The sequence below is a fragment of the Pseudomonas sp. E102 genome, from assembly GCF_052660185.1.
This window is the reverse complement of the sequence record NZ_CP084025.1, coordinates 3,928,911-3,953,918: the sequence shown is the minus strand read 5'-3', so window position 1 is coordinate 3,953,918 and position 25,008 is coordinate 3,928,911. Positions and strand designations below refer to the sequence as shown.

Below are 25,008 nucleotides of genomic sequence, written 5' to 3'. Positions count from 1 at the left end.
TTGGGTCCGGAGGAGTTATTCCCCCTCGTCGAAATAGTTGTTGATCAGCGCCACCAAGGCATCCATCGCCTCCTGGGCCTGTTCGCCCTCGGTGCTCAAGTGGATCTTGGTGCCCTTGCCAGCGGCGAGCATCATCATCGCCATGATGCTTTTACCATCGACGGTACTCTCAGGCGTGCGCCCGACCCGGATCGTGGTCTCAGGAAACTGACCCGCCACACCTACGAATTTCGCCGACGCTCGGGCATGCAAACCCAGCTTGTTGATGATTTCAATTTCACGAGCAGGCATCGCGGTGTGAATCCTTTAGCTGAGGTCGCGGTGGCGAACCTGGACGTTCTTCAGGGATTGTTGCAGGAGCTGACCCAGGCGTTCGGTCAGGTAGACGGAGCGGTGATGGCCACCCGTACAGCCAATGGCGATCGTGACGTAGGCGCGGTTGCTAGCGGCAAAGCGGGGCAGCCATTTGAGCAGGTAGCTGGAAATGTCCTGGTACATCTCTTCGACATCCGGCTGGGCGGCCAAGTAGTCGATTACCGGTTGGTCCAGCCCGGACTGCTCGCGCAGTTCCGGTTTCCAATAAGGGTTGGGTAAACAGCGGACATCGAACACCAGGTCGGCATCTACCGGCATTCCGCGTTTGAAACCGAACGATTCGACGAGAAAGGCCGTACCCGGTTCTGGCTGGTTCAGCAGGCGCAACTTGAGGGTGTCGCGCAGTTGATACAGGTTCAGGTTCGTGGTGTTGAGCTTGAGGTCCGCCAGGTCCGCGATGGGCCCGAGCAGTTGGCTTTCGTCATGGATCGCTTCGGCCAGGGAGCGGCTCGCATTGCTCAGTGGATGGCGCCGGCGAGTTTCGGAGAAACGCTTGAGCAAGGTTTCTTCGTCGGCATCCAGGTAGAGCACATCGCATTGGATATGGCGGCTGCGCACTTCCTCGAGCAGTTCGGGGAAGCGCGACAAGTGGCTGGGCAGGTTACGGGCATCGACCGACACGGCGACCAGCGGTTGCGCCAGTTCGGTGTGGATCAGGGCGCGCTCGGCCAACTCCGGAAGCAGGCCTGCCGGCAAGTTGTCGATGCAGTAGTAGCCGCTGTCCTCAAGCACATTGAGGGCGGTACTTTTACCGGAGCCGGAGCGGCCACTGACGATGATCATGCGCATGTTTAATGACCGTTCTGCTCGTCCAGGACAACCTGATACAAAGCGTCGTTACTCGTTGCGCTGCGCAGTCTTTCGCGCACTTCCTTGCGGTCCAGCATGCTGGCGATCTGGCGCAGCAGCTCAAGGTGCGCATCGGTCGCCGCTTCCGGAACCAGCAATACGAACAGCAGGTCGACCGGGGCGCCGTCGATGGCGTCGAAATCTATGGGCGCTTCAAGGTGCAGTAGCGCGCTGATCGGCGACGTACAGCCTTTGAGGCGGCAATGTGGAATGGCGATGCCGTTGCCAAAACCGGTGGAGCCTAGTTTTTCACGGGCGATAAGGGCCTCGAAGACGTCCTGCATTTCCAGATCCGGCACTTCGCGGTGGATCAGGTTGGCAATTTGTTCGAGGGCTTTCTTCTTACTGCCACCCGGCGCGTTCACCTGGGAACGGCCGGGGGTCAGGATGGTTTCTAGTCGGATCATGGATTGGGGGGGTTAACGACCGGTTGCGCCCTGGAGGAGGCTCTGGGTCTTTTCCTTATGCTTTTTGAGTTGGCGATCCAGCTTGTCGGTCAGCAGGTCAATCGCGGCATACATGTCATCATGCTCCGCATTGGCAACCACTTCTCCGCCGGGAATATGCAGTGTGGCTTCGATCTTCTGCTTCAGCTTTTCGACGTTCAGAATGACTTGCACGTTGGTGATCTTGTCGAAATGCCTCTCCAATCGGTCGAGTTTTTCGCCGATGTAGGTGCGCAGGGGTTCGGTCACTTCCAGTTGGTGTCCACTGATGTTGACTTGCATACAGCTTCTCCTTCGTTGCCAGTGCATAAAGCGGCAGGCTGGGTGCCTGCCACTGGAACGCTGTGGCGTGGCCTGTTACATCAACCGCTTGCGTTCGCTCGAAGGTGCGATCCCCAGGGATTCGCGGTATTTGGCGACGGTACGGCGGGCCACCTGAATGCCTTGTGCCTCCAGTAAACCAGCGATCTTGCTGTCACTCAACGGCTTTTTCTGATTTTCCGCAGCGACCAGTTTTTTGATGATCGCGCGGATGGCCGTGGACGAGCATTCGCCGCCTTCGGAGGTGCTGACGTGGCTGGAGAAAAAGTATTTCAATTCATAGATGCCCCGAGGGGTATGCATGAATTTCTGGGTGGTCACCCGTGAAATCGTCGATTCGTGCATGCCCACCGCCTCGGCAATGTCATGCAGGACCAACGGCTTCATCGCTTCGTCGCCATATTCCAGGAAGCCGCGCTGATGCTCGACGATCTGGGTGGCGACTTTCATCAGGGTTTCGTTGCGGCTCTGCAGGCTCTTGATGAACCAGCGCGCTTCCTGCAACTGGTTGCGCATGAAGGTGTTGTCGGCGCTGGTATCGGCGCGTTTGACGAAACCTGCGTACTGGGCGTTGACGCGCAGCTTGGGCATCGACTCCTGGTTGAGCTCCACCAGCCAGCGATCGTTGTGCTTGCGCACGATTACGTCGGGGACGACGTATTCGGGCTCGGTGGATTCGATCTGTGAGCCAGGACGCGGGTTGAGGCTTTGCACCAGCTCGATGACCTGGCGCAGTTCATCTTCCTTGAGCTTCATGCGACGCATCAGTTGGCTGTAGTCGCGTCCGCCCAAAAGGTCGATGTAATCGGTCACCAGGCGCTTGGCTTCGGCCAGCCACGGGGTTTTGGCGGGCAATTGGCGCAGCTGCAGCAACAGGCATTCGCCCAGGTTGCGAGCACCGATGCCGGCGGGTTCGAACTGCTGGATGCGATGCAAGACGGCTTCGATCTCGTCCAGCTCGATGTCGAGCTCGGGGTCGAAGGCTTCGAGGATTTCTTCCAGCGTCTCGTCCAGGTAACCCTGGTTGTTGATGCAATCGATCAGGGTCACGGCGATCAGGCGATCGGTATCGGACATCGGCGCCAGGTTCAGTTGCCAGAGCAGATGACTCTGCAAGCTCTCGCCGGCGGACGTGCGGGTAGTGAAATCCCATTCGTCGTCATCGCCGCTCGGCAGGCTGCTGGCGCTGGTCTGATAGACGTCTTCCCAAGCCGTGTCCACGGGCAGGTCGTTGGGAATGCGCTCGTTCCATTCGCCATCCTCAAGGTTGTCCACCGTGGGGGCGGCTTCCTGTTGGTAGGTTGGTTCCTGGATTTCCGGGGTGGTTTTCTGCTCGACATTGTCGGCCAGTGGATCGGTGTTGTCGAAGTCGTCGCCCTCTTCCTGGCGTTCGAGCATCGGATTGGATTCCAGGGCCTCTTGGATTTCCTGTTGCAGGTCCAGGGTCGACAATTGGAGCAGGCGGATGGCCTGTTGCAGCTGCGGTGTCATCGTCAGCTGCTGGCCCATTCTCAAGACTAGCGATGGTTTCATGGCAGGGGCTTAACACCTTATTTGCCGGCGCACATGCGCCATCCACTACAGGGCGCCGGAGCGCCAAACTTAAGCAAATTATATGCCTGAAACTGAAGTGTTTGCCTAGGGGGCGTCTTCAATTAATTGAGAGTGCCCACGGGTCGTCATCGGACATTCGGCGCCACCCAGGCCTTCGCCTGAGGCTTCGTGGCTTAAAGGCGGAACTCGTGGCCCAGATACACTTCCTTGACCAGCTCGTTGGCCAGGATGGTGGCCGAGTCGCCCTCGGCGATCAACTGGCCGTCGTTGACGATATAGGCGGTCTCGCAGATGTCCAGTGTCTCGCGCACGTTGTGGTCGGTGATCAGCACGCCGATCCCCTTGGCCTTGAGATGATGGATGATCTGCTTGATGTCGCCCACCGAAATCGGGTCTACGCCGGCGAAGGGTTCGTCGAGCAGAATGAATTTCGGCGCGGTAGCCAGGGCGCGGGCAATTTCCACGCGACGACGTTCGCCGCCGGACAGGCTCATGCCCAGGTTGTCGCGAATGTGGCTGATATGGAATTCCTGCAGCAGGCTCTCCAATTCCTGGCGGCGGCCGGCCTTGTCGAGCTCCTTGCGGGTCTCGAGGATGGCCATGATGTTGTCGGCCACCGACAGTTTGCGGAAGATCGACGCTTCTTGCGGCAGATAACCGATACCGGCCTTCGCCCGGCCGTGCATCGGCTGGTGGCTGACATCCAGGTCGTCGATCAGTACGCGGCCCTGGTCGGCCTGAACCAGCCCGACGATCATGTAGAAACAGGTTGTCTTGCCCGCGCCGTTGGGGCCGAGCAAGCCAACGATCTGGCCGCTGTCGATGGACAGGCTGACATCGCGCACAACCTGGCGGCTCTTGTAGCTCTTGGCCAGGTGCTGGGCTTTCAGAGTTGCCATTACTGCGCCTTCTGCTCGTCGGTTTTCTTTTTCGGCTGGATCACCATGTCGATCCGCGGACGCTGTTCGGTCACCTTGCTGCCAGTGGCACGGCCGGCGCTGGCCAGCTTCTTGACCGTGTCGTAGACGATCTTCTCGCCTTGGGTCACGTTGTTGTCCTTGTCGACGACCTTGGCGCGGTCGATCAATACAACGCGGTCCTGGGCGGCGTGATACTGGATGGTGACCCCGTAACCCTGCACAGGCTTGGTGTCGCCTGCGGTCTGCAACTGTTCGAAGTACGCCAGGTTGCCCACGGATGTCACTACGTCGATGTCGCCGGACTGGGTGCGGGTGATGGTGACGGTATTGCCGGTCACCTTCATCGAGCCCTGGGTAATGATCACGTCACCCTTATAGGTGGCGACACCGTTCTTGTCGTCCAGTTGCGCGTCGTCGGCCTGGATGCGGATAGGCTGGTCGCGGTCGTTGGGAAGGGCCCAGGCGCTCGCGCTTCCCAGTGCAGCGCCCAGACTGAGCAAAATAGGGAGGGTTTTAGCGAGCTTCATACTGTCCTCTTACTTTCGATAGCAGGTGTATCCTGCTTTCCTTCAAATACGCCTTCATTCCCACGCCGGTCGACACGCCGCCAGCGCCGTCGATTCTAACGGGTTGCTCGGTCTGCGCATATTCTCGCTGCGGGAAGACCGTCATGCGACTGCTGGTGATGATGGTCGTACGGTTCTTTTCATCGGTCCGTGCGATGCGCACCGAGTCGATCAGTTCGACTTCGGTGCCGCCGGGATTGACCTCGGCCCGTTCGCTCTGCACGTGCCATGGAAATTCGGTACCCCGGAACATGTTCAGGTCCGGTTTGGTCACCAGCGTGACGTCGCTGGCCTTTACATGATCGACCTTGTCGGCCGTCATCTCGTACTGCACCTTTCCGTCCGGCAGGTATTGCAGGGTATGCGTATTGGTCGCATACCAGTCGATGTCATTTTCCTCGACCTTGGCCGCGGGTTGGTCAAGGAAGCGTTCCGGGCTGATGTTCCAATAGCCCACCGCAGCGAAAATCGCGGCGATGCAGCTGAACACCAGAATGGTGCGAATCTTCTTGCTTAGCATAAATGGCTCACAAGTATGCGGCGTTGGCCGCTTCGAGGTGGCCCTGGGCACGCAGGATCAGTTCACAGAATTCACGGGCTGCACCTTCGCCGCCCCTTGCCGTGGTGACGCCATGGGCGTGCTCGCGCACGAACGCCGCTGCGTTGGCCACTGCCATGCCCAGGCCGACCCGACGGATGACCGGCAGGTCCGGCAGATCGTCGCCCAGGTAGGCGACCTGTTCATAGCTTAGATTGAGTTGGCCAAGGAGCTCGTCCAGAACCACCAGTTTGTCTTCGCGGCCCTGGTAAAGGTGGGGGATGCCCAGGTTCTTCGCCCGCCGTTCGACCACCGGGGTCTTGCGGCCGCTGATAATGGCCGTTTGCACGCCCGAGGCCATCAGCATCTTGATGCCTTGGCCGTCGAGTGTGTTGAAGGTCTTGAATTCGCTGCCGTCTTCGAGGAAATAAAGGCGGCCGTCGGTGAGTACACCGTCGACGTCGAATACGGCGAGCTTGATGGTCTTGCCCCGTTGCAGCAGGTCGGTCGTCATTACATTACTCCAGCACGCAGCAAGTCGGACAGGTTGAAGGCGCCGATCGGGCGGTCTTCGTCATCCACTACCACCAGTGCGTTTATCCTGTGGTCTTCCATGATTTTAAGGGCTTCGGCGGCCAGCATGTCGGCGCGTGCGGTCTTGCCGTGCAGCGTCATGACTTCGTCGATGGTTGCGTTGCGAATGTCGATCGCGCGGTCGAGGGTGCGGCGCAGGTCGCCGTCTGTGAAAATCCCGGCGAGCTTGCCGTCGGCTTCGAGGATCACGGTCATGCCCAGGCCCTTGCGGGTCATTTCCATCAGCGCATCTTTGAGCAGCGTGCCGCGTTGCACCTGCGGCAGCTCTTCTCCGGCGTGCATCACGTTTTCGACTTTCAGCAGCAGGCGACGGCCCAGCGCGCCACCGGGATGGGAAAAGGCGAAATCCTCCGCCGTGAAGCCACGGGCTTCCAGCAGGGCCACGGCCAGGGCATCGCCCATGACCAGTGCCGCGGTGGTGGAGGAGGTCGGGGCCAGGTTCAGCGGGCAGGCTTCGTGCTCGACATGGACATTGAGGTTCACCTCGGCGGCCTTGGCCAACGGGGAGTCCGGGTTGCCGGTGATGCTGATCATCTGGATGCCCAGGCGCTTGATCAGCGGCAGCAACGTGAGGATTTCATTGGTCGAGCCGGAGTTGGACAGGGCCAGGATGACGTCGTCCCGGGTAATCATGCCCATGTCGCCGTGGCTGGCTTCGGCCGGGTGGACAAAAAATGCCGTCGTGCCCGTGCTCGCCAGCGTGGCGGCGATCTTGTTGCCGATGTGGCCGGACTTACCCATGCCGACCACGACCACGCGGCCCTTGCTGGCCAGAATCATCTCGCAGGCACGTACGAAATCAGCGTCGATGTGGGCCAGTAAGCCTTGTACGGCTTCGAGCTCGAGGCGGATGGTACGTTGTGCCGATTGAATCAGGTCGCTGGATTGGCTCATGTCAGATCGTATAGCCCGATGAAAAGGCGGCGATTATAGCGGTAATGAACGATTCCCTCACGTTAGTTCGTCACGCTTTGTTCGAACGGTTGCAAGGCTGGACATAAAATGTGGTGTTTTACCTTAAGCCAGGCTTAACGGGCGGGGGGTTGGCCTTGGGCGCCTGACGCTTGCAGTGATATAGTTCGCCGCCGGTTCGTGTGCCCGGCGGTACCGGCATTTGTCGGTTGGCCTGGGCATTCGGATATGAGGCTGCATCGCAAGGAGTTTAGATGAGTGCCGACAACGCCTACGCGGTCGAGCTGAAGGGACTGTCCTTCAAGCGAGGGACGCGCAGCATTTTCAATGACATCGATATTCGCATCCCGCGCGGCAAGGTGACCGGCATCATGGGGCCTTCCGGGTGCGGAAAGACCACGCTGCTGCGGCTGATGGGGGCACAACTGCGCCCTAGCGCCGGCGAAGTCTGGGTCAATGGCCAGAACCTTCCAAAGTTGTCGCGCAGCGATTTGTTCGATGCGCGCAAGCATATGGGGGTGCTGTTCCAGAGCGGCGCGCTGTTTACCGACCTCGATGTGTTCGAGAACGTGGCGTTTCCCCTGCGGGTCCATACCGAACTGCCGGACGAAATGATCCGCGACATCGTTTTACTCAAGCTGCAGGCCGTCGGGCTGCGCGGGGCCCTGGATTTGATGCCGGATGAACTGTCCGGTGGCATGAAGCGTCGCGTGGCGTTGGCGCGGGCCATCGCCCTCGATCCAAAAATCCTCATGTACGATGAGCCCTTTGTTGGCCAGGACCCCATTGCCATGGGCGTGCTCGTGCGGTTGATCCGCCTGCTCAATGACGCCCTGGGCATCACCAGCATCGTGGTGTCCCACGACCTGGCCGAAACCGCGAGCATCGCCGACTACATCTATGTCGTTGGCGATGGCCAGGTGCTGGGGCAGGGTACGCCCAAGGAATTGAAGGATTCGGACAACCCACGCATTCGCCAATTCATGAAAGGTGACCCGGACGGTCCGGTGGCGTTTCATTTTCCGGCCACGGATTACCGTACCGATCTGCTGGGGAAGCGCTGATGCGCAAGAAATCATTAATAGAAAGAATTCGCCTGTTCGGCCGTTCCGGCATCGACGTGCTGGCCGTGCTGGGGCGTTCCACGCTGTTCCTGATGCACGCACTGCTCGGACGCAATTCGACCGGAGGCGGTTTTGGCCTGCTGGTCAAGCAATTGCATTCGGTGGGGGTGATGTCCCTGGTGATCATCGTCGTCTCGGGCATCTTCATTGGCATGGTACTGGCGCTCCAGGGCTTCAGCATCCTGTCCAGCTATGGATCGGAGCAAGCGGTCGGGCAAATGGTCGCGCTGACCTTGTTGCGCGAGCTCGGGCCCGTGGTGACGGCGCTGCTGTTCGCTGGGCGTGCCGGGTCGGCGTTGACCGCTGAAATCGGCAACATGAAGTCCACCGAGCAGTTGTCCAGCCTGGAAATGATTGGTGTCGATCCGCTCAAGTACATCATTGCCCCGCGCCTGTGGGCCGGCTTCATCTCGCTGCCGGTGCTGGCGATGATCTTCAGTGTCGTGGGGATCTGGGGAGGCTCATGGGTGGCCGTCGATTGGCTGGGGGTCTATGAAGGTTCCTACTGGTCCAACATGCAGAACAGCGTCGACTTTCTCGACGATGTGCTCAACGGTGTGATCAAGAGTGCCGTATTCGCTTTCGTGGTCACCTGGATCGCCGTGTTCCAAGGTTATGACTGTGAGCCCACGTCAGAGGGGATCAGCCGTGCCACAACCAAGACCGTGGTCTATGCCTCGTTGGCCGTCCTGGGCCTTGACTTTATTCTGACCGCCTTGATGTTTGGAGATTTCTGATGCAAAACCGCACCCTGGAAATCGGTGTCGGCCTTTTCTTGCTGGCTGGCATCCTGGCTTTGCTGCTGCTGGCCCTGCGAGTCAGTGGACTGGCGCCGACCGCGAGCACCGATACTTATAAACTTTACGCTTATTTTGACAATATCGCCGGTTTGACGGTCAGAGCCAAGGTAACCATGGCCGGTGTCACCATCGGCAAGGTCACGGCAATCGATCTGGACCGCGACAGTTTCACCGGTCGGGTAACGCTGCAACTGGAAAAGCGGGTGGATAACCTGCCGACTGACTCCACTGCATCGATTCTCACGGCTGGGCTGTTGGGCGAGAAATACATCGGTATCAGCGTGGGTGGGGAAGATGCCTTGCTCAAGGACGGTGGGACCATCCACGATACACAGTCGTCCCTGGTGCTCGAGGACCTGATCGGTAAATTCCTGCTCAATACCGTGAACAAAGACGCCAAATGAGGAGCTATTGAATGATCTCTATCCTGCGACGCAGCCTGCTGGTCTTGCTGGCGGCCCTGCCGCTGATGGGCAATGCCGTGGCGGCGCCTTCGGCGCACGACATCATCAAGACCACCACGGATCAACTTCTGGCGGATCTCTCTGCCAATAAGGAAAAGTACAAGCAGGACCCGGGTGCGTTCTATGAATCCCTGAACCGTATCGTCGGGCCGGTCGTGGATGCCGATGGCATTTCCAAGAGCATCATGACCGTCAAATACTCGCGCAAGGCTACGCCCGAGCAGATGACCCGCTTTCAGGAAAACTTCAAGCGCAGCCTGTTCCAGTTCTATGGCAACGCCTTGCTCGAGTACAACAACCAGGGCATCACGGTCGATCCGGCCAAGGATGAGTCAGGTGATCGCACCAGCGTCGGCATGACGGTCAAGGGCAATAACGGCGCCGTATATCCGGTGTCCTACACGCTCGAGAAAATCAGCGGCGAGTGGAAAGTACGCAACGTGATCATCAACGGCATCAACATCGGCAAGTTGTTCCGCGATCAATTCGCCGATGCGATGCAGCGCAACGGCAACGACCTGAACAAGACCATCGACGGTTGGGCGGGTGAAGTCGCCAAGGCGAAGGAAGTTGCCGAAGATGCCCAAGAGAAGCAGCAACAATGAATGCGTCGGTGAGTGAGTCGGCCATTCGCCTGGGCGAGTCTGGCGAGTTGCTGCTCAGTGGCGTGCTGGATTACCGCACCGGCCCGGGTTTGCGCAAGCAGGGCCAGGCGTTGATCCAATCCGCCAAGGCCGCCGAGTTGGTCATTGACTGCTCGGCGGTGGAGAAGTCCAGCAGCGTCGGTCTGTCCCTCCTGCTGTGCTTCATGCGCGACGCCAAGGCCGCCGGCAAGACGTGGAGCATCCGTGGGATGCCTGAGGACATGCGCGAAATAGCCCAGGTCAGCGAATTGACCGAGCTGTTGGAGCACCCCTGATTCACAACTTCGTAAAAGCCCCCCGTCAGAGTCCTGCTTCGCGGGGTTCGCAGGCGCGGGGCTTTTTTGTATGATGTGCGACCCGTGCGCACAGGGCGCCGATTGAGGTTGAGCATGCAGGCTGTAGAAGTGAAGAGCTTCCTTGAAGGAAAGCTGCCTGGTACGCAGGTGGAAGTTGAAGGCGAAGGCTGCAATTTCCAGCTGAACGTGATCAGCGATGAACTGGCGGCGTTGAGCCCGGTGAAGCGTCAGCAGAGCATCTATGCCCATTTGAACCCATGGATCGCCGATGGCAGTATCCACGCGGTCACTATGAAATTTTTCAGCCGCGCGGCCTGGGCCGAGCGCACCTGAGCCCAAGGGCGTCGAGATTCTTATGGATAAATTGATTATTACCGGCGGCGTTCGCCTCGATGGCGAAATCCGTATTTCCGGAGCAAAGAACTCCGCGCTGCCGATCCTGGCCGCGACGCTGCTGTGCGATGGCCCTGTGACCGTGGCCAACCTGCCGCACCTGCACGACATCACCACGATGATCGAGCTGTTCGGCCGCATGGGCATCGAACCTGTGATCGACGAGAAACTCGCCGTCGAAATCGACCCACGTACCATCAAGACCCTGGTCGCGCCGTACGAACTGGTCAAGACCATGCGTGCCTCGATCCTGGTGCTCGGCCCGATGGTCGCCCGTTTCGGTGAAGCCGAAGTGGCGCTCCCTGGCGGTTGCGCCATCGGTTCGCGTCCAGTGGACCTGCACATCCGTGGCCTGGAGGCCATGGGCGCGGTGATCGATGTCGAGGGCGGCTACATCAAGGCCAAGGCCCCTGAAGGGGGCCTGCGTGGCGCGCATTTCTTCTTCGATACCGTCAGCGTGACCGGGACCGAGAACATCATGATGGCCGCCGCATTGGCCAAGGGCCGCAGCGTGCTGCAAAACGCCGCTCGCGAGCCCGAGGTGGTGGACCTGGCGAACTTCCTGATCGCCATGGGCGCCAAGATCAGCGGCGCTGGCACCGACACCATCACCATCGATGGCGTCGAGCGCCTGCACTCGGCCACTTACAAAGTGATGCCGGACCGTATTGAAACGGGCACCTACCTGGTTGCCGCCGCCGTCACCGGTGGCCGCGTCAAGGTCAAGGACACCGATCCGACCATCCTTGAAGCTGTGCTGGAAAAACTCAAGGAAGCTGGCGCCGAAGTCACCTGCGGCGAAGACTGGATCGAAGTGAACATGCACGGCAAGCGGCCGAAAGCCGTCAACGTGCGGACCGCTCCCTACCCAGCGTTCCCGACCGACATGCAGGCGCAGTTCATCTCCCTCAACGCCATTGCCGAAGGCACGGGCGCGGTGATCGAGACGATCTTCGAAAACCGCTTCATGCACGTCTATGAGCTGCACCGCATGGGCGCCAAGATCCAGGTCGAAGGCAACACCGCCATCGTCACCGGCGCCGAGAAACTCAAGGGCGCGCCGGTCATGGCAACCGACCTGCGGGCCTCGGCCAGCCTGGTGATCTCGGCCCTGATCGCCGAGGGCGATACCTTGATCGACCGCATCTACCACATCGACCGCGGCTACGAGTGCATCGAAGAGAAACTGCAGATGCTCGGCGCCAAGATCCGCCGCGTGCCGGGCTAGTTCCGGCTGCATGGCACAAGGATGTGCCAGGATTTCGTTTCAAATCGAGGGTGGTTGCGCCCTCGATGTATGTCCGGCGCCGCTTGCGACCGGGCATGAGTACCTTGATTAGGACTGACGTTTCCCATGTTGACCATCGCACTGTCCAAGGGCCGCATCCTTGACGACACCCTGCCGCTTCTGGCTGAAGCGGGCATTGTGCCGACCGAGAATCCGGACAAGAGCCGCAAGCTGATCATCCCCACGACCCAGGCCGACGTGCGCTTGTTGATCGTGCGCGCCACCGATGTGCCGACGTACGTGGAGCATGGCGCCGCCGACCTGGGCGTTGCCGGCAAGGACGTACTGATGGAATACGGCGGCCAGGGTTTGTACGAGCCGCTGGACCTGCGCATCGCTCGCTGCAAGCTGATGACCGCTGGCAAGGTCGGCGCGCCCGAGCCCAAAGGGCGCCTGCGGGTCGCGACCAAGTTCGTCAACGTTGCCAAGCGCTACTACGCCGAACAAGGCCGCCAGGTCGACATCATCAAGCTCTACGGCTCGATGGAGCTGGCGCCGTTGATCGGCCTGGCGGACAAGATCATCGACGTGGTCGACACGGGCAACACCCTGCGCGCCAACGGCCTGGAACCCCAGGATTTCATCGCCGACATCACCTCCCGGCTGATCGTCAACAAGGCTTCGATGAAAATGCAGCACGCCCGTATCCAGGCTTTGATCGATACCCTGCGCAAGGCAGTGGAATCGCGACACCGCGGCTGATTCACCTGCGCGACCTTGAGTCGCGCCCGTCTATCCGCGTCATAGCCAATTTTCTCAGGTGCCCCCGCGAATGGACTGGTAGCTTAGGGCGCCTGAGCATTTGCCATTAATGAGGCCCTCGCTATGACCGCTCCCACCTCGATTCGCCGACTCAATGCTGCCGACCCGGATTTCGCACATCATCTGGATCATCTGCTGAGCTGGGAGAGTGTGTCCGACGACTCGGTCAACCAGCGGGTGCTGGACATCATCAAGGCCGTGCGCGAGCGTGGCGACGATGCCTTGGTGGAATTCACACAGAAGTTCGACGGCCTGCACGTGGCGTCGATGGCCGACCTGATCCTGCCGCGCGAGCGTCTGGAACTGGCCTTGACCCGAATCACCGTGGCCCAGCGCGAAGCCTTGGAAAAAGCCGCGTCCCGGGTACGCAGTTATCACGAGCGGCAGAAACAGGATTCGTGGAGTTACACCGAGGCCGACGGCACGGTGCTGGGCCAGAAGGTTACGCCGCTGGACCGCGCCGGCTTGTACGTGCCGGGTGGCAAAGCGTCCTATCCGTCCTCGGTGCTGATGAACGCGATCCCGGCCAAGGTCGCCGGCGTGACTGAAGTGGTCATGGTTGTCCCGACCCCGCGCGGCGAAATCAACGAACTGGTGCTGGCTGCCGCCTGCATTGCCGGCGTGGACCGGGTGTTCACCATCGGCGGTGCCCAGGCCGTGGCCGCGTTGGCCTATGGCACGCAAAGCGTGCCGCGGGTCGACAAGGTAGTCGGTCCGGGCAACATCTATGTCGCCACTGCCAAGCGCCACGTGTTTGGTCAGGTCGGCATCGACATGATTGCTGGCCCTTCGGAAATCCTCGTGGTGTGCGACGGTCAGACCGATCCGGACTGGATCGCCATGGACCTGTTTTCCCAGGCCGAGCATGACGAAGATGCCCAGGCCATCCTGGTCAGCCCGGACGCCGAATTTCTCGACAAAGTGGCCGCCAGCATCGACAAGTTGCTGCCGACCATGGACCGCGCCGAGATCATCAACACCTCCATCAATGGCCGTGGTGCCCTGATCAAGGTCGATGACATGGAACAGGCCATCGAAGTCGCCAACCGCATCGCGCCGGAGCACTTGGAACTGTCGGTTGCCGATCCCCAGGCTTGGCTGCCGAAGATCCGCCATGCCGGCGCGATCTTCATGGGCCGTCACACCTCCGAGGCGCTGGGCGACTATTGCGCCGGACCGAACCATGTACTGCCGACCTCCGGCACCGCGCGCTTCTCGTCGCCGCTGGGGGTTTATGACTTCCAGAAACGCTCCTCGATCATTTTCTGCTCGGAGCAGGGCGCGTCCGAACTGGGCAAGACCGCGTCGGTGCTGGCCCGTGGCGAATCGCTGAGCGCCCACGCCCGCAGCGCCGAATACCGCATCAAAGACGAACGGAAGGGGAACTGAAATGAGTAGATTCTGGAGCCCGTTCGTCAAGGACCTGGTGCCGTATGTGCCAGGCGAACAGCCGAAGCTGACCCGCCTGGTCAAGCTCAACACCAACGAGAATCCCTATGGCCCATCGCCCAAGGCCCTCGCGGCGATGCAGACCGAACTCAATGACAACCTGCGCCTGTATCCGGACCCCAATAGCGATTTGCTGAAAAGCGCCGTCGCCCGGTATTACGGTGTGCAAACCAACCAAGTGTTCCTGGGCAACGGTTCGGATGAGGTGCTGGCGCACATCTTCCACGGTCTGCTTCAGCACAACCAACCGGTGTTGTTCCCGGACATCAGCTACAGCTTCTACCCGGTCTATTGCGGGCTGTACGGCATCGAGTTCGACGCGGTGCCGCTGGATGAACAGTTCCGGATCGACCCGACGGATTACGCCAAGCCGAACGGCGGGATCATCTTCCCCAACCCGAACGCGCCGACCGGCTGCCTGCTGGCGCTTGACGCGGTCGAGCAGATCCTCAAGGGCAGCCCGGATTCGGTGGTGGTCGTCGACGAGGCTTACATCGACTTTGGTGGCGAAACGGCCATCAGCCTGGTGGATCGGTATCCGAACCTGCTGGTCACGCAGACGCTGTCCAAGTCTCGCTCGTTGGCGGGATTGCGAGTGGGCCTGGCGGTGGGGCATCCGGATCTGATCGAAGCGTTGGAGCGGATCAAGAACAGCTTCAACTCCTATCCGTTGGATCGTCTGGCAAATGTCGGTGGCGCGGCGGCGTTCGACGATCGCGAGTATTTCGACCGAACCTGCCGGTTGGTGATCGAGCACCGCGAGTGGGTGGTGGCCAAACTGGAGGCCAGGGGCTTTGAAGTGCTGCCATCTGCGGCCAACTTCATTTTCGCTCGTCACCCCCGGTACGACGCAGCGGGGTTGGCGGCGAAACTGCGTGAGCAGGGCGTGATCGTGCGGCACTTCAAGCAGGAGCGCATCGCGCAGTTCCTGCGGATCAGCATCGGTACGCCGGAGCAGAACCAGGCGCTGATCGACGGCCTAGGCGAGCTCTAAAGCGCTGCATGGATCCTGTGGGAGCGGGCTTGCTCGCGAAGGCTGTGTGTCAGTTAACGCCTGGATGACTGACCCAACGCCATCGCGAGCAAGCTCGCTCCCACATTGATTTCAGGGCGTCCTAACGATCAGCGACACTGAAATCCTTTGTGGGAGCGAGCTTGCTCGCGATAGTGGCCAGATCAGCTCCCACAATTTCAGCGCTTACTCGTGATGCGGCTCGCCAAGGAACGTCAGCGACGTAAACACCCCGCGCGTCGCGACATCCTTATTGTCCTTGAGCGGGATTTCCATCTGCGCGGCAATGACATTCAACCCTTCATTACGTACCGGTACCTTGGCCCGTCCCTCGGCGTCGGTTTGCGTGGTGACAGTACCTGGCGCGCTGCGATAGTCGCCCACCAGTTTCACGCCAGCGGCAGGTTTGCCATCGATCAGCACTCGCACCGGCAAAGGCTGGCCGGGGCCGACGGTCAGTGGGTCGACTTCCGGTACGATGACGAACTTGATCTGATCCAGTTTCGGCAGCTTCGCTCCCGGCTCATAGATCGCCAGGCTGTACTTGAAGGTCTGGGTCGATTCGATCGCCCCGGGTACCTTGCTGCGGCCTTCGTTGATCCACTTCTTGTCGGCGGTCTGTGACCACATGCCGTTGTCCAGGGCGACGGCCAGCACGGCCGGCGGCTTGAGGGGTTGCAGGCGAGCGTGGTCCGGCAGACGCTCCACGGTGACGGGGATCATGTTGCCGCCCAGGTCGTAGGCCCAGGCGCCACTGATTTTCTTCGCCTTGAAGGCGTTGTCCTCGGCGCCGTGACCGTAGATCACTTCGATGTTGCCGCGTCGCTGTTCTGTCCACAGGCCATGGGCCGAAGCCTGGGTGGCCAGGAGCAGGGCGAGCAGGGTGAAGGTCTTGGGGTATTTCATGCTGACTTCCTTATAGATTGGGGGTGAGGCTGACAGTGAAGTTGCGTGGATCACCGGGCGTGACCCAGTAATTGCTGTAGGAGCGTTCGTAGTATTTTTCGTCGAAAATGTTGTTCAGGTTCAGGCCCCGAGGTCGACCATCCCCCGTACTTCAAGTTGAGTAATGCTGTCGTGCCAATTGTTGTCTCGCTCAGGGTAACGCCGGTTCACCGTGTGGCCGTCGGCATTCAACGGGCGCGCTTCGGAAGCGAATCCCCAGAGTTCACCCTGCTTGTAATGGCTGGCCAGATGCACATTGATGGCGTCCAGTTCCAGGGGCTGGATTTCTTCGGCAAAAGCCGGATCGCCGAGCAACCCCAGGGTGAGGCTGGCAATGGAAATCCGTTTCAGAGATGACATGTTATGTTGTTCCAATTTTTAGCATTGAAACAATATAACACTACTAATGAGAATTTATGCTATCTGTAATTTCAGGTGTGGTTGTGGTCGCTGGATATCGAGAAGATGTGGCGAGGGGATAAATCCCCTCGCCAAGTAATCTCGCCAAAGTGGCGTGCTTACTGTTCTTCTTTAAGCACCACCGGCGCGGGTGGCGGGCGCAGGCCAATCTCAGCCGTGAGCTTGAGTTCCTTGCCGTTGCGCATGACCTGAATCGTGACCTTGTCGGTGGGTTTGATCCGCGCCACCTGGTTCATCGAGCGCCGGCCATCGCCGGCCGGTTCGCCGTCGATGCTCAGGATGACATCACCCAATTGCAGGCCTGCCTTCTGCGCCGGACCGTCGCGGAAGATGCCCGCCACCACGATGCCGGGTCGCCCGGACAAGCCGAACGACTCCGCCAGTTCCTGGGTCAGCGGTTGGACCTCGATGCCCAGCCAGCCACGAATCACCTGGCCGTGTTCGATGATGGACTTCATTACCTCCATGGCCAGCTTCACCGGAATGGCAAAACCGATGCCCTGGCTGCCACCGGATTTGGAAAAGATCGCCGTGTTGATCCCGGTGAGATTGCCGTTGGCATCCACCAGGGCGCCACCGGAGTTGCCAGGGTTGATGGCAGCGTCGGTCTGGATGAAGTCTTCGTAGTTGTTCAGGCCCAGTTGGTTTCGGCCGGTGGCGCTGATGATGCCCATGGTCACGGTCTGGCCAACGCCGAACGGGTTGCCGATTGCCAGGGTCACGTCGCCGATGCGGATGCTGTCGGAACGGCCGATGGTGATCGCGGGGAGGTTCTTCAGATCGATCTTCAGTACCGCGAGGTCGGTTTCCGGATCGCTGCCGATCACCCGGGCCAGGGTTTCACGGCCGTCCTTGAGTGCTACCACGATCTGGTCGGCACCGCTGGTGACGTGGTTGTTGGTCAGGATATAACCTTCCGGGCTCATGATCACACCCGAGCCCAGGCTCGACTCCATGCGCTTCTGCTTGGGCGAGTTGTCGCCGAAAAAACGCCGGAATTGCGGGTCTTCAAACAGCGGGTGGTTGGGCTTGTTGATGACTTTGGTGGTGTACAGGTTCACGACCGCCGGCGCCGCCAGGGTGACCGCGTCGGCATAGGACACCGGCCCCTGCTGCGGCGCCTTGGCTTGGGGCGCTTGTTGCAGGTTGACGTCGAGGCTTGGCAGCCCGACCCATTCCGGGTAGCGCTGGATAATCAATAAAGCGACAAGCACGCCGGCCAACAGCGGCCAGCCGGAAAAACGCAGCGCCTTGAACATTAAGCACGTCCTACAAAGGTTGCAGGCGGGATGGGACCGCCCATAATGTCGCGCATTATACGAGGCCGCGCGCGCCTCTGGACGGGATATTTAGGAGTCTTTTCATGGCCGTCGCCCTGAACACCCTGGTAGAAGAAGCGGACCGTTACCTGGCAAGCAGCCGGATCGCCGATTATTGCCCCAACGGCTTGCAGGTCGAAGGCGCCCCGCAGGTGATGCGTATCGTCAGCGGCGTGACGGCCAGCCAGGCGTTGCTCGATGCTGCCGTGGAGGCCGAGGCCGACCTGGTCCTGGTGCATCACGGCTATTTCTGGAAGGGCGAGAATCCCTGCATCACCGGGATGAAGCAGCGGCGCCTGAGAACCTTGCTCAAGCACGATATCAGCCTGCTGGCCTATCACTTGCCCCTGGACTTGCATGCCGAAGTCGGCAACAACGTACAACTTGCCCGACAACTGGACATCACCGTCGAAGGGCCGCTGGATCCGGATAATCCAAAGATCGTCGGCCTCGTGGGTTCTCTGTCCGAACCGATGACGCCTCGGGATTTCGCCCGCAAGGTCCAGGAAGTCATGGGCCGCGAGCCGTTGCTGATAGAAGGGGAACAGATGATCCGCCGAGTCGGCTGGTGTACCGGTGGCGGCCAGGGATACATCGACCAGGCGGTACTGGCCGGCGTCGATCTGTACCTCAGTGGCGAGGCGTCCGAGCAGACCTTCCACAGCGCGCGGGAAAACGGCATCAGCTTCATCGCCGCCGGGCATCATGCGACCGAGCGCTACGGCGTCCAGGCGCTGGGCGACTACCTGGCGCGGCGTTTTGCGCTGGAACACATCTTCATCGACTGCCCGAATCCGATCTGACTGCCTATAAACGCTGTGGGCGCTTATCCCTGTGGGAGCGAGCTTGCTCGCCCCTACAGAAAAGCAAATGCGAGGCCCGAACCACCGGGCATATCCATATGCTGTTTCGATCTAGTTGGCGCCCTGATTAGAAGAGGTCGCTGTGCTAGGATTCCCCGCTCGAACACGGCCCGCTGGCCGTTCATAAGAAAGCTTTCGTGAGTAGCCATGGTCGACAAACTGACGCATCTGAAACAGCTGGAGGCGGAAAGCATCCACATCATCCGCGAGGTGGCCGCCGAGTTCGATAACCCGGTGATGCTGTACTCCATCGGTAAAGACTCCGCCGTGATGCTGCACCTGGCACGCAAGGCGTTCTTCCCCGGCAAGCTGCCGTTTCCGGTGATGCACGTCGACACCCGGTGGAAATTCCAGGAAATGTACAAGTTCCGCGACCGCATGGTCGAAGAGCTCGGCTTGGACCTGATCACCCATATCAACCCGGACGGCGTGGCGCAGAACATCAACCCGTTTACCCACGGCAGCGCCAAGCACACCGACATCATGAAGACCGAGGGCCTGAAACAGGCGCTCGACAAGCATGGTTTCGACGCAGCCTTCGGTGGCGCCCGTCGTGATGAAGAGAAGTCCCGCGCCAAGGAGCGCGTCTACTCGTTCCGCGACAGCAAGCACCGCTGGGACCCGAAGAACCAGCGCCCGGAGCTGTGGAACGTCTACAACGGCAAGGTCAACAAAGGCGAGTCGATCCGCGTCTTCCCATTGTCGAACTGGACCGAGCTGGACATCTGGCAGTACATCTACCTCGAAGGCATCCCGATCGTGCCGCTGTACTTCGCCGCCGAGCGTGAAGTGATCGAGAAGAACGGCACGCTGATCATGATCGATGACGAGCGCATCCTCGAGCACCTGTCCGACGAAGACAAAGCCCGAATCGTCAAGAAGAAAGTACGTTTCCGTACCCTTGGCTGCTACCCGTTGACGGGCGCGGTGGAGTCCGAGGCCGAGAGCCTGACGGACATCATCCAGGAAATGCTCCTGACGCGAACTTCCGAGCGCCAGGGCCGGGTCATCGACCACGATGGCGCAGGCTCGATGGAAGATAAAAAACGTCAGGGTTATTTCTAAGGGGTTGTCATGTCGCACGCATCTGATTTGATCAGCGAGGACATCCTCGCCTACCTGGGCCAGCACGAGCGTAAAGAGCTGCTGCGCTTTTTGACCTGCGGTAACGTCGATGACGGCAAGAGCACCCTGATCGGGCGCCTGCTGCACGACTCCAAGATGATCTATGAAGATCACCTGGAAGCCATTACCCGTGATTCGAAGAAAGTCGGCACCACCGGTGACGATATCGACCTGGCGTTGCTGGTCGATGGTCTGCAGGCCGAGCGCGAGCAAGGCATCACCATTGATGTCGCCTACCGCTATTTCTCCACCGCCAAGCGCAAATTCATCATCGCCGACACCCCCGGCCATGAGCAGTACACCCGCAACATGGCCACCGGTGCTTCCACCTGTGACCTGGCGATCATCCTGGTGGATGCCCGCTACGGCGTGCAGACCCAGACCCGTCGCCACAGCTTCATCGCCTCGTTGCTAGGCATCAAGCACATCGTCGTGGCCATCAACAAGATGGACCTCAAGGACTTCGACCAGGGCGTGTTCGAGTCGATCAAGGCCGACTACCTCAAGTTCGCCGAAGGCTTGAAGATGAAGCCCACCAGCATGCACTTCGTGCCGATGTCGGCCCTCAAGGGCGACAACGTGGTGAACAAGTCCGAGCGCTCGCCGTGGTACACCGGCCAGTCGCTGATGGAAATCCTCGAGACCGTGGAAGTGGCGGGCGATCGCAACTTCACCGACCTGCGTTTCCCGGTGCAGTACGTCAACCGTCCGAACCTGAACTTCCGCGGTTTCGCCGGCACCCTCGCCAGCGGCATCGTGCACAAGGGCGACGAAGTGGTGGTGCTGCCTTCCGGCAAGAGCAGCCGCGTGAAATCCATCGTCACCTTCGAAGGCGAGCTGGAGCACGCCGGCCCGGGTCAGGCTGTCACGCTGACCATGGAAGACGAGATTGATATCTCCCGTGGCGACCTGCTGGTGCATGCCGACAATGTCCCGCCGGTCACCGACAGCTTCGAAGCGATGCTGGTGTGGATGGCCGAGGAGCCGATGCTGCCGGGCAAGAAATATGACATCAAGCGCGCCACGAGCTACGTGCCCGGTTCGATTGCCAGCATCGTCAACAAAGTCGATGTGAACACCCTCGAGGAAGGTCCGGCCAGCGCGTTGCAACTCAACGAAATCGGCAAGGTGAAGATCGCCCTGGATGCGCCGATCGCCTTGGACGGTTACGAGAGCAACCGCACCACTGGCGCGTTCATCGTCATCGACCGTCTGACCAACGGCACCGTGGGCGCGGGCATGATCGTGGCCCAGCCGCTGGCCCACGGCAGCAGCACGCACCACGGCAAACTGGCCCATGTGTCGGTGGAAGAACGTACCCAGCGCTTCGGCCAGCAGCCGGCCACGGTGCTGTTCAGCGGCCTGTCGGGCGCGGGCAAGAGCACGTTGGCCTATGCGGTGGAGCGCAAGCTGTTCGACATGGGCCGTGCGGTGTTTGTACTCGATGGCCAGAACCTGCGCCACGACCTGAACAAGGGGCTGCCGCAAGACCGTGCCGGACGTACCGAGAACTGGCGTCGCGCGGCTCACGTCGCCCGTCAGTTCAACGAAGCCGGCCTGCTGACCCTGGCTGCGTTCGTCGCGCCGAGTGCCGAAGGCCGTGAACAGGCCAAGGACTTGATCGGCCGCGAGCGCCTGGTGACCGTCTACGTCCAGGCCTCGCCAACGGTATGTGCCCAGCGTGATCCACAAGGGCTGTACGCGGCTGCCGGCGATAACATTCCGGGCGAGTCGTTCCCATACGACGTGCCGCTGGATGCCGACCTGGTGATCGACACCCAGTCGCTGACGTTGGAAGAAAGCGTCAAGCAAGTGCTGGATCTGCTGCGCAAGCGTGGCGCGATCTAAGGGAAACAGCTGCAAGCGGCAAGTAAAAGCCCGCCGATGAGTGATCATCGGCGGGCTTTTTTGTTGTCTGGAGGGACGCCATCGCGAGCAAGCTCGCTCCCACAGGTATTTGCCTCAGCAGTGACCATTGTGGGAGCGAGCTTGCTCGCGATGAGGCCGGTGCAGCCAGCTCAAGACTTGTCGGGATATTCCCGATGCATCTGCTCAAGCAATGCATCCTTGTCCTGCCACAGCTGGTTGATCCAACCCTGGAACTCCAGGCGATATTCCCCGTCCTGGTCGTAGCTTTTGCCAATGAACTGCGGCGGTATCTTCAGCTCCTGGAAGTGCACCACCACCTCGCCAACGTTGCCGCAGAGCAAATCCCAATACCCCGGGCGGCCGCCCGGATAATGAATCGTCACGTTGATGATCGACTCCAATTGTTCGCCCATCGCATCGAGCACAAACGCGATGCCGCCGGCCTTGGGCTTGAGTAGGTAGCGAAACGGTGATTGCTGCTGGGCATGCTTGCTTTCGGTGAAGCGCGTGCCCTCAACGAAATTGAAAATACCCACCGGGTTGTTGCGGAATTTCGCACAGGTCCTGCGGGTGGTTTCCAGGTCCTTGCCTTTCTTTTCCGGATGTTTTTCCAGGTAAGCCTTTGAGTAACGCTTCATGAACGGGAAGCCCAGTGCCCACCAGGCCAGGCCAATCACCGGCACCCAGATCAGCTCTTGCTTGAGGAAAAACTTCAACGGTCGGATGCGTCGGTTCAGCACGTACTGCAACACCATGATGTCGACCCAGCTTTGATGATTGCTGGTGACCAGATATGAGTGTTGGTAGTCCAGGCCTTCTAGCCCGCTGATATGCCAGCGGGTACGGCGCAACAGGTTCATCCAGGCCTTGTTGTTGCTGATCCAGGCTTCGTGGATATGGCTCATCAGCCAGTCGGTAATACGCTGGGCAGCGGGGAAGGGCAGCAACAGTTTGAAGATCGCCACGATGAACAGCGGCGTGCAGCAGGCGATGGTGTTCAACGCCAACAGCAGCGAGGCGATCACGCCCCGTACAGGGGGAGGCAGGAAATCCAGCATTTAAATATCCAGAGGTCGGTTGGCGGCTTGAATCGCGGTCAAGGCGATGGTGTAGACGATGTCATCGACCTGGGCGCCACGCGGCAAGTCATTCACGGGCTTGCGCAGACCTTGCAGCATTGGCCCGAGGCTGACGCAATCGGCGCTGCGCTGCACGGCCTTGTGGGTGGTATTGCCGGTATTGAGGTCCGGGAAAATGAACACGGTGGCCCGACCTGCGACCTGGCTGTTGGGCGCCAGTTGCCGTGCCACGGCTTCGTTGGCGGCGGCATCGTATTGCAGCGGGCCGTCGATCAACAGCCCCTGTTGCGCCTCATGGGCCAGCAGCGTTGCTTCGCGGACCTTTTCCACTTCTTCGCCGCTGGCCGACTCACCGCTGGAATAGCTGAGCATCGCGACCCGTGGCGTGATGCCGAACGCCGCGGCGGAGTCGGCGCTTTGCAAGGCGATCTCGGCCAGTTCCGCAGCGCTTGGGTGCGGGTTCATCACGCAATCGCCGTACACCAGCACTTCCTCGGGAAACAGCATGAAGAATACCGACGACACGAGCGAACAGCCCGGCGCGGTCTTGATCAATTGCAACGCCGGGCGGATGGTATTGGCGGTGGAGTGGATGACGCCGGAGACGAGCCCGTCCACTTCATCCAGCGCCAGCATCATGGTGCCGATGACCACGGTGTCTTCCAGTTGCTGCTCGGCCATGGGAGCGTTCAGGCTTTTGCTCTTGCGCAGCCGCACCATGGGCTCGACGTAACGCTCGCGAATCACATCCGGGTCGAGAATCTCTAGCCCCGGCGGCAGTTCGATACCCTGGGCGCGGGCCACGGCCTCGACGTCGGCCGGTTTTGCCAGCAACACGCAGCGGGCGATGCCCCGCGCCTGGCAAATGGCGGCGGCTTGCACTGTCAGCGGTTCGCTGCCTTCCGGCAATACGATGCGTTTGTTGGCAGCCTGGGCGCGCTGGATCAGTTGATAGCGGAACACCGCCGGTGACAGGCGCATCTCCCGTGGCGTGCCGCAGCGCTGGTGCAGCCATCGGGCGTCCAGGTGGCTGGCGACAAAATCGGTGATTATTTCCGCGCGTTCGCGGTCATCGATGGGGATTTCCTTGTTCAAGCCGTTGAGCAGATTGGCGGTGTCGTACGAGCCGGTGCTCACCGACAGCACTGGCAACCCGGCCTGCAACGCACCGCGGCAAAGGTCCATGATGCGTGGGTCGGGCAGGGTGTCGCTGGTCAGCAGCAGGCCGGCCAGCGGTACGCCATTGATCGCCGCCAGGCTCACGGCGAGGATGATGTCGTCGCGATCGCCAGGGGTCACCACCAGTACGCCGGGCTTGAGCAGTTCCACGGTGTTGCGCATGGTGCGGGCGCAAATGATGATGTTGCTCATGCGCCGCGTTTCGTAGTCGCCGGCATTGAGCACCTGCGCGCCCATCAGGTCGGCCACGTCGCGGGTACGCGGGGCGTTGAGCTCGGGGCGAAACGGGATGCAGCCGAGCAGGCGGAAGTCGCCGCTGCGCAGCAACGGCGAATGTTCCTTCAGGCGCGCGGTGAACGCCTCCATGCTTTCGTCGGTGCGAACCTTGTTCAAGATCACGCCGAGGACTTTCGGGTCCTTGGGGCCGCCAAACAGTTGTGCCTGCAACTCGACGCGACCGGAAAGCTCCGTCAGCACTTCGTTTTCCGGCGCCGACACCAGGATCACTTCGGCGTCCAGGCTCTTGGCCAGGTGCAGGTTGACCCGGGCGGCGTAGCTGGCGCTGCGGGTCGGGACCATGCCCTCGACGACCAGTACGTCCTTGCCGACGGCGGCCTGCTGATAGAGGGTGATGATTTCTTCCAGCAGCTCATCGAGCTGGCCATCGCCGAGCATGCGCTCCACATGAGCCAGGCCCAGCGGTTGCGGCGGTTTGAGGCCGTGGGTGCGGGCCACCAGTTCGGTGGAGCGTTCCGGGCCGGTATCGCCAGGATGAGGCTGGGCAATGGGTTTGAAAAAGCCGACTTTGAGCCCGGCCCGTTCCAGGGTACGCACCAGCCCGAGGCTGATGGAGGTCAGGCCCACGCCAAAATCGGTGGGTGCGATAAAAAAAGTTTGCATGC

Annotated in this window: 28 protein-coding genes; 13 read left to right on the top strand and 15 right to left on the bottom strand. The window is 60.5% G+C overall.

The window, feature by feature from the left end:
* Positions 1–15 precede the first annotated feature (15 nt).
* The 10 genes from DOCECA_RS18125 to DOCECA_RS18080 all read right to left on the bottom strand — a co-directional run bounded on the left by DOCECA_RS18125 (position 16) and on the right by DOCECA_RS18080 (position 7,057).
* The gene (locus tag DOCECA_RS18125; protein WP_420765521.1) at positions 16–291 is read right to left on the bottom strand and encodes an HPr family phosphocarrier protein; all 276 of its coding nucleotides are present in this window, start codon (positions 289–291) and stop codon (positions 16–18) included.
* A 15-nt stretch (positions 292–306) separates the two neighbouring features.
* Positions 307–1,164 (bottom strand): RNase adapter RapZ, encoded by an 858-nt coding sequence (gene rapZ, locus DOCECA_RS18120; RefSeq protein WP_420765520.1) that lies wholly within the window; start codon positions 1,162–1,164, stop codon positions 307–309.
* 2 nt (positions 1,165–1,166) lie between these two features.
* Positions 1,167–1,631 (bottom strand): PTS IIA-like nitrogen regulatory protein PtsN, encoded by a 465-nt coding sequence (ptsN, locus tag DOCECA_RS18115; protein ID WP_420765519.1) that lies wholly within the window; start codon positions 1,629–1,631, stop codon positions 1,167–1,169.
* Positions 1,632–1,643: 12 nt separating this feature from the next.
* Complete coding sequence (hpf, locus tag DOCECA_RS18110) at positions 1,644–1,952, bottom strand: ribosome hibernation-promoting factor, HPF/YfiA family (protein WP_090281780.1); 309 nt, start codon at positions 1,950–1,952, stop codon at positions 1,644–1,646.
* A gap of 75 nt (positions 1,953–2,027) precedes the next feature.
* Positions 2,028–3,524, bottom strand: coding sequence for an RNA polymerase factor sigma-54 (locus DOCECA_RS18105; protein WP_434560635.1), 1,497 nt, complete (start codon positions 3,522–3,524; stop codon positions 2,028–2,030).
* A gap of 194 nt (positions 3,525–3,718) precedes the next feature.
* Positions 3,719–4,444, bottom strand: a complete 726-nt coding sequence (gene lptB, locus DOCECA_RS18100; RefSeq protein WP_047228667.1) for an LPS export ABC transporter ATP-binding protein — start codon at positions 4,442–4,444, stop codon at positions 3,719–3,721.
* Positions 4,444–4,992 carry a lipopolysaccharide transport periplasmic protein LptA gene (lptA, locus tag DOCECA_RS18095; protein WP_420765517.1) on the bottom strand — a complete coding sequence of 183 codons (549 nt, stop codon included), beginning with the start codon at positions 4,990–4,992 and terminating at the stop codon, positions 4,444–4,446. Before lptA ends, lptB begins: the two co-directional genes overlap by 1 nt.
* The gene (lptC, locus tag DOCECA_RS18090; protein ID WP_420765516.1) at positions 4,979–5,551 is read right to left on the bottom strand and encodes an LPS export ABC transporter periplasmic protein LptC; all 573 of its coding nucleotides are present in this window, start codon (positions 5,549–5,551) and stop codon (positions 4,979–4,981) included. The genes lptA and lptC overlap by 14 nt, the downstream gene beginning before the upstream one ends.
* 7 nt (positions 5,552–5,558) lie before the next feature.
* Positions 5,559–6,083 carry a KdsC family phosphatase gene (locus tag DOCECA_RS18085; protein WP_039592232.1) on the bottom strand — a complete coding sequence of 175 codons (525 nt, stop codon included), beginning with the start codon at positions 6,081–6,083 and terminating at the stop codon, positions 5,559–5,561.
* Complete coding sequence (locus DOCECA_RS18080) at positions 6,083–7,057, bottom strand: KpsF/GutQ family sugar-phosphate isomerase (protein ID WP_420765515.1); 975 nt, start codon at positions 7,055–7,057, stop codon at positions 6,083–6,085. Before DOCECA_RS18080 ends, DOCECA_RS18085 begins: the two co-directional genes overlap by 1 nt.
* Positions 7,058–7,329: 272 nt before the next feature.
* On the opposite strand from DOCECA_RS18080, the gene DOCECA_RS18075 reads away from it, so the two are divergent.
* The 10 genes from DOCECA_RS18075 (at position 7,330) to hisC (ending at position 15,289) form a co-directional block, all read left to right on the top strand.
* Positions 7,330–8,139: an ATP-binding cassette domain-containing protein gene (locus DOCECA_RS18075; RefSeq protein ID WP_420765514.1), complete on the top strand. Its 810-nt coding sequence runs from the start codon at positions 7,330–7,332 to the stop codon at positions 8,137–8,139.
* A complete protein-coding gene (gene mlaE / locus DOCECA_RS18070; protein WP_420765513.1) occupies positions 8,139–8,936 on the top strand; it encodes a lipid asymmetry maintenance ABC transporter permease subunit MlaE in 798 nt (265 codons plus the stop codon). Before DOCECA_RS18075 ends, mlaE begins: the two co-directional genes overlap by 1 nt.
* Positions 8,936–9,403, top strand: a complete 468-nt coding sequence (mlaD, locus tag DOCECA_RS18065; protein WP_420765512.1) for an outer membrane lipid asymmetry maintenance protein MlaD — start codon at positions 8,936–8,938, stop codon at positions 9,401–9,403. The genes mlaE and mlaD overlap by 1 nt, the downstream gene beginning before the upstream one ends.
* Positions 9,404–9,414: 11 nt before the next feature.
* Positions 9,415–10,068 carry an MlaC/ttg2D family ABC transporter substrate-binding protein gene (locus DOCECA_RS18060; protein WP_420765511.1) on the top strand — a complete coding sequence of 218 codons (654 nt, stop codon included), beginning with the start codon at positions 9,415–9,417 and terminating at the stop codon, positions 10,066–10,068.
* A gap of 8 nt (positions 10,069–10,076) precedes the next feature.
* The gene (locus tag DOCECA_RS18055) at positions 10,077–10,382 is read left to right on the top strand and encodes an STAS domain-containing protein (RefSeq protein ID WP_434702020.1); all 306 of its coding nucleotides are present in this window, start codon (positions 10,077–10,079) and stop codon (positions 10,380–10,382) included.
* Between the two features lie 114 nt (positions 10,383–10,496).
* Complete coding sequence (locus tag DOCECA_RS18050; RefSeq protein WP_003221710.1) at positions 10,497–10,736, top strand: BolA family protein; 240 nt, start codon at positions 10,497–10,499, stop codon at positions 10,734–10,736.
* 22 nt (positions 10,737–10,758) lie between these two features.
* Positions 10,759–12,024, top strand: coding sequence for a UDP-N-acetylglucosamine 1-carboxyvinyltransferase (gene murA / locus DOCECA_RS18045; RefSeq protein WP_144922830.1), 1,266 nt, complete (start codon positions 10,759–10,761; stop codon positions 12,022–12,024).
* 126 nt (positions 12,025–12,150) lie between these two features.
* On the top strand, positions 12,151–12,786 hold the full coding sequence (gene hisG / locus DOCECA_RS18040) for an ATP phosphoribosyltransferase (protein ID WP_047699553.1): 636 nt from the start codon (positions 12,151–12,153) through the stop codon (positions 12,784–12,786).
* 123 nt (positions 12,787–12,909) lie between these two features.
* Positions 12,910–14,235: a histidinol dehydrogenase gene (hisD, locus tag DOCECA_RS18035; RefSeq protein ID WP_434607752.1), complete on the top strand. Its 1,326-nt coding sequence runs from the start codon at positions 12,910–12,912 to the stop codon at positions 14,233–14,235.
* Position 14,236: 1 nt separating this feature from the next.
* A complete protein-coding gene (gene hisC / locus DOCECA_RS18030) occupies positions 14,237–15,289 on the top strand; it encodes a histidinol-phosphate transaminase (RefSeq protein WP_420765509.1) in 1,053 nt (350 codons plus the stop codon).
* 204 nt (positions 15,290–15,493) lie between these two features.
* On the opposite strand, the gene DOCECA_RS18025 is transcribed toward hisC, so the two are convergent.
* From DOCECA_RS18025 to algW, 3 genes are all read right to left on the bottom strand, one after another.
* On the bottom strand, positions 15,494–16,213 hold the full coding sequence (locus DOCECA_RS18025) for a DUF4198 domain-containing protein (protein WP_434607748.1): 720 nt from the start codon (positions 16,211–16,213) through the stop codon (positions 15,494–15,496).
* Positions 16,214–16,333: 120 nt separating this feature from the next.
* Complete coding sequence (locus DOCECA_RS18020) at positions 16,334–16,612, bottom strand: hypothetical protein (RefSeq protein WP_445572192.1); 279 nt, start codon at positions 16,610–16,612, stop codon at positions 16,334–16,336.
* Positions 16,613–16,770: 158 nt separating this feature from the next.
* On the bottom strand, positions 16,771–17,931 hold the full coding sequence (gene algW, locus DOCECA_RS18015; RefSeq protein WP_420765507.1) for a Do family serine endopeptidase AlgW: 1,161 nt from the start codon (positions 17,929–17,931) through the stop codon (positions 16,771–16,773).
* Between the two features lie 104 nt (positions 17,932–18,035).
* Here algW and DOCECA_RS18010 point away from each other — a divergent pair, with 104 nt between their 5' ends.
* The 3 genes from DOCECA_RS18010 (at position 18,036) to cysN (ending at position 21,827) form a co-directional block, all read left to right on the top strand.
* The gene (locus DOCECA_RS18010) at positions 18,036–18,794 is read left to right on the top strand and encodes a Nif3-like dinuclear metal center hexameric protein (protein WP_434560621.1); all 759 of its coding nucleotides are present in this window, start codon (positions 18,036–18,038) and stop codon (positions 18,792–18,794) included.
* Between the two features lie 207 nt (positions 18,795–19,001).
* On the top strand, positions 19,002–19,919 hold the full coding sequence (gene cysD / locus DOCECA_RS18005) for a sulfate adenylyltransferase subunit CysD (RefSeq protein ID WP_030139871.1): 918 nt from the start codon (positions 19,002–19,004) through the stop codon (positions 19,917–19,919).
* Positions 19,920–19,928: 9 nt separating this feature from the next.
* Positions 19,929–21,827 (top strand): sulfate adenylyltransferase subunit CysN, encoded by a 1,899-nt coding sequence (gene cysN, locus DOCECA_RS18000; protein WP_420765505.1) that lies wholly within the window; start codon positions 19,929–19,931, stop codon positions 21,825–21,827.
* A 170-nt stretch (positions 21,828–21,997) separates the two neighbouring features.
* On the opposite strand, the gene DOCECA_RS17995 is transcribed toward cysN, so the two are convergent.
* Together DOCECA_RS17995 and pta are read right to left on the bottom strand one after the other, a co-directional pair.
* Positions 21,998–22,906, bottom strand: coding sequence for an acyltransferase (locus DOCECA_RS17995; RefSeq protein WP_445570883.1), 909 nt, complete (start codon positions 22,904–22,906; stop codon positions 21,998–22,000).
* Positions 22,907–25,006, bottom strand: coding sequence for a phosphate acetyltransferase (pta, locus tag DOCECA_RS17990; protein WP_420765503.1), 2,100 nt, complete (start codon positions 25,004–25,006; stop codon positions 22,907–22,909).
* Positions 25,007–25,008: the final 2 nt, after the last annotated feature.

What these genes read in the sequence shown, in the direction of transcription:
- murA (WP_144922830.1), top strand. Translation starts at nt 10,759, where the DNA reads ATGGATAAATTGATTATTACCGGCGGCGTTCGCCTCGATGGCGAAATC.
- rapZ (WP_420765520.1), bottom strand. Translation starts at nt 1,164, where the DNA reads ATGCGCATGATCATCGTCAGTGGCCGCTCCGGCTCCGGTAAAAGTACC.
- lptB (WP_047228667.1), bottom strand. Translation starts at nt 4,444, where the DNA reads ATGGCAACTCTGAAAGCCCAGCACCTGGCCAAGAGCTACAAGAGCCGC.
- hisC (WP_420765509.1), top strand. Translation starts at nt 14,237, where the DNA reads ATGAGTAGATTCTGGAGCCCGTTCGTCAAGGACCTGGTGCCGTATGTG.
- DOCECA_RS18085 (WP_039592232.1), bottom strand. Translation starts at nt 6,083, where the DNA reads ATGACGACCGACCTGCTGCAACGGGGCAAGACCATCAAGCTCGCCGTA.
- DOCECA_RS18105 (WP_434560635.1), bottom strand. Translation starts at nt 3,524, where the DNA reads ATGAAACCATCGCTAGTCTTGAGAATGGGCCAGCAGCTGACGATGACA.
- cysN (WP_420765505.1), top strand. Translation starts at nt 19,929, where the DNA reads ATGTCGCACGCATCTGATTTGATCAGCGAGGACATCCTCGCCTACCTG.
- hisG (WP_047699553.1), top strand. Translation starts at nt 12,151, where the DNA reads ATGTTGACCATCGCACTGTCCAAGGGCCGCATCCTTGACGACACCCTG.
- DOCECA_RS18050 (WP_003221710.1), top strand. Translation starts at nt 10,497, where the DNA reads ATGCAGGCTGTAGAAGTGAAGAGCTTCCTTGAAGGAAAGCTGCCTGGT.
- mlaE (WP_420765513.1), top strand. Translation starts at nt 8,139, where the DNA reads ATGCGCAAGAAATCATTAATAGAAAGAATTCGCCTGTTCGGCCGTTCC.
- DOCECA_RS18025 (WP_434607748.1), bottom strand. Translation starts at nt 16,213, where the DNA reads ATGAAATACCCCAAGACCTTCACCCTGCTCGCCCTGCTCCTGGCCACC.
- DOCECA_RS17995 (WP_445570883.1), bottom strand. Translation starts at nt 22,906, where the DNA reads ATGCTGGATTTCCTGCCTCCCCCTGTACGGGGCGTGATCGCCTCGCTG.
- DOCECA_RS18060 (WP_420765511.1), top strand. Translation starts at nt 9,415, where the DNA reads ATGATCTCTATCCTGCGACGCAGCCTGCTGGTCTTGCTGGCGGCCCTG.
- lptC (WP_420765516.1), bottom strand. Translation starts at nt 5,551, where the DNA reads ATGCTAAGCAAGAAGATTCGCACCATTCTGGTGTTCAGCTGCATCGCC.
- DOCECA_RS18080 (WP_420765515.1), bottom strand. Translation starts at nt 7,057, where the DNA reads ATGAGCCAATCCAGCGACCTGATTCAATCGGCACAACGTACCATCCGC.
- DOCECA_RS18020 (WP_445572192.1), bottom strand. Translation starts at nt 16,612, where the DNA reads ATGTCATCTCTGAAACGGATTTCCATTGCCAGCCTCACCCTGGGGTTG.
- hpf (WP_090281780.1), bottom strand. Translation starts at nt 1,952, where the DNA reads ATGCAAGTCAACATCAGTGGACACCAACTGGAAGTGACCGAACCCCTG.
- DOCECA_RS18125 (WP_420765521.1), bottom strand. Translation starts at nt 291, where the DNA reads ATGCCTGCTCGTGAAATTGAAATCATCAACAAGCTGGGTTTGCATGCC.
- ptsN (WP_420765519.1), bottom strand. Translation starts at nt 1,631, where the DNA reads ATGATCCGACTAGAAACCATCCTGACCCCCGGCCGTTCCCAGGTGAAC.
- lptA (WP_420765517.1), bottom strand. Translation starts at nt 4,992, where the DNA reads ATGAAGCTCGCTAAAACCCTCCCTATTTTGCTCAGTCTGGGCGCTGCA.
- algW (WP_420765507.1), bottom strand. Translation starts at nt 17,931, where the DNA reads ATGTTCAAGGCGCTGCGTTTTTCCGGCTGGCCGCTGTTGGCCGGCGTG.
- pta (WP_420765503.1), bottom strand. Translation starts at nt 25,006, where the DNA reads ATGCAAACTTTTTTTATCGCACCCACCGATTTTGGCGTGGGCCTGACC.
- DOCECA_RS18075 (WP_420765514.1), top strand. Translation starts at nt 7,330, where the DNA reads ATGAGTGCCGACAACGCCTACGCGGTCGAGCTGAAGGGACTGTCCTTC.
- cysD (WP_030139871.1), top strand. Translation starts at nt 19,002, where the DNA reads ATGGTCGACAAACTGACGCATCTGAAACAGCTGGAGGCGGAAAGCATC.
- DOCECA_RS18010 (WP_434560621.1), top strand. Translation starts at nt 18,036, where the DNA reads ATGGCCGTCGCCCTGAACACCCTGGTAGAAGAAGCGGACCGTTACCTG.
- hisD (WP_434607752.1), top strand. Translation starts at nt 12,910, where the DNA reads ATGACCGCTCCCACCTCGATTCGCCGACTCAATGCTGCCGACCCGGAT.
- mlaD (WP_420765512.1), top strand. Translation starts at nt 8,936, where the DNA reads ATGCAAAACCGCACCCTGGAAATCGGTGTCGGCCTTTTCTTGCTGGCT.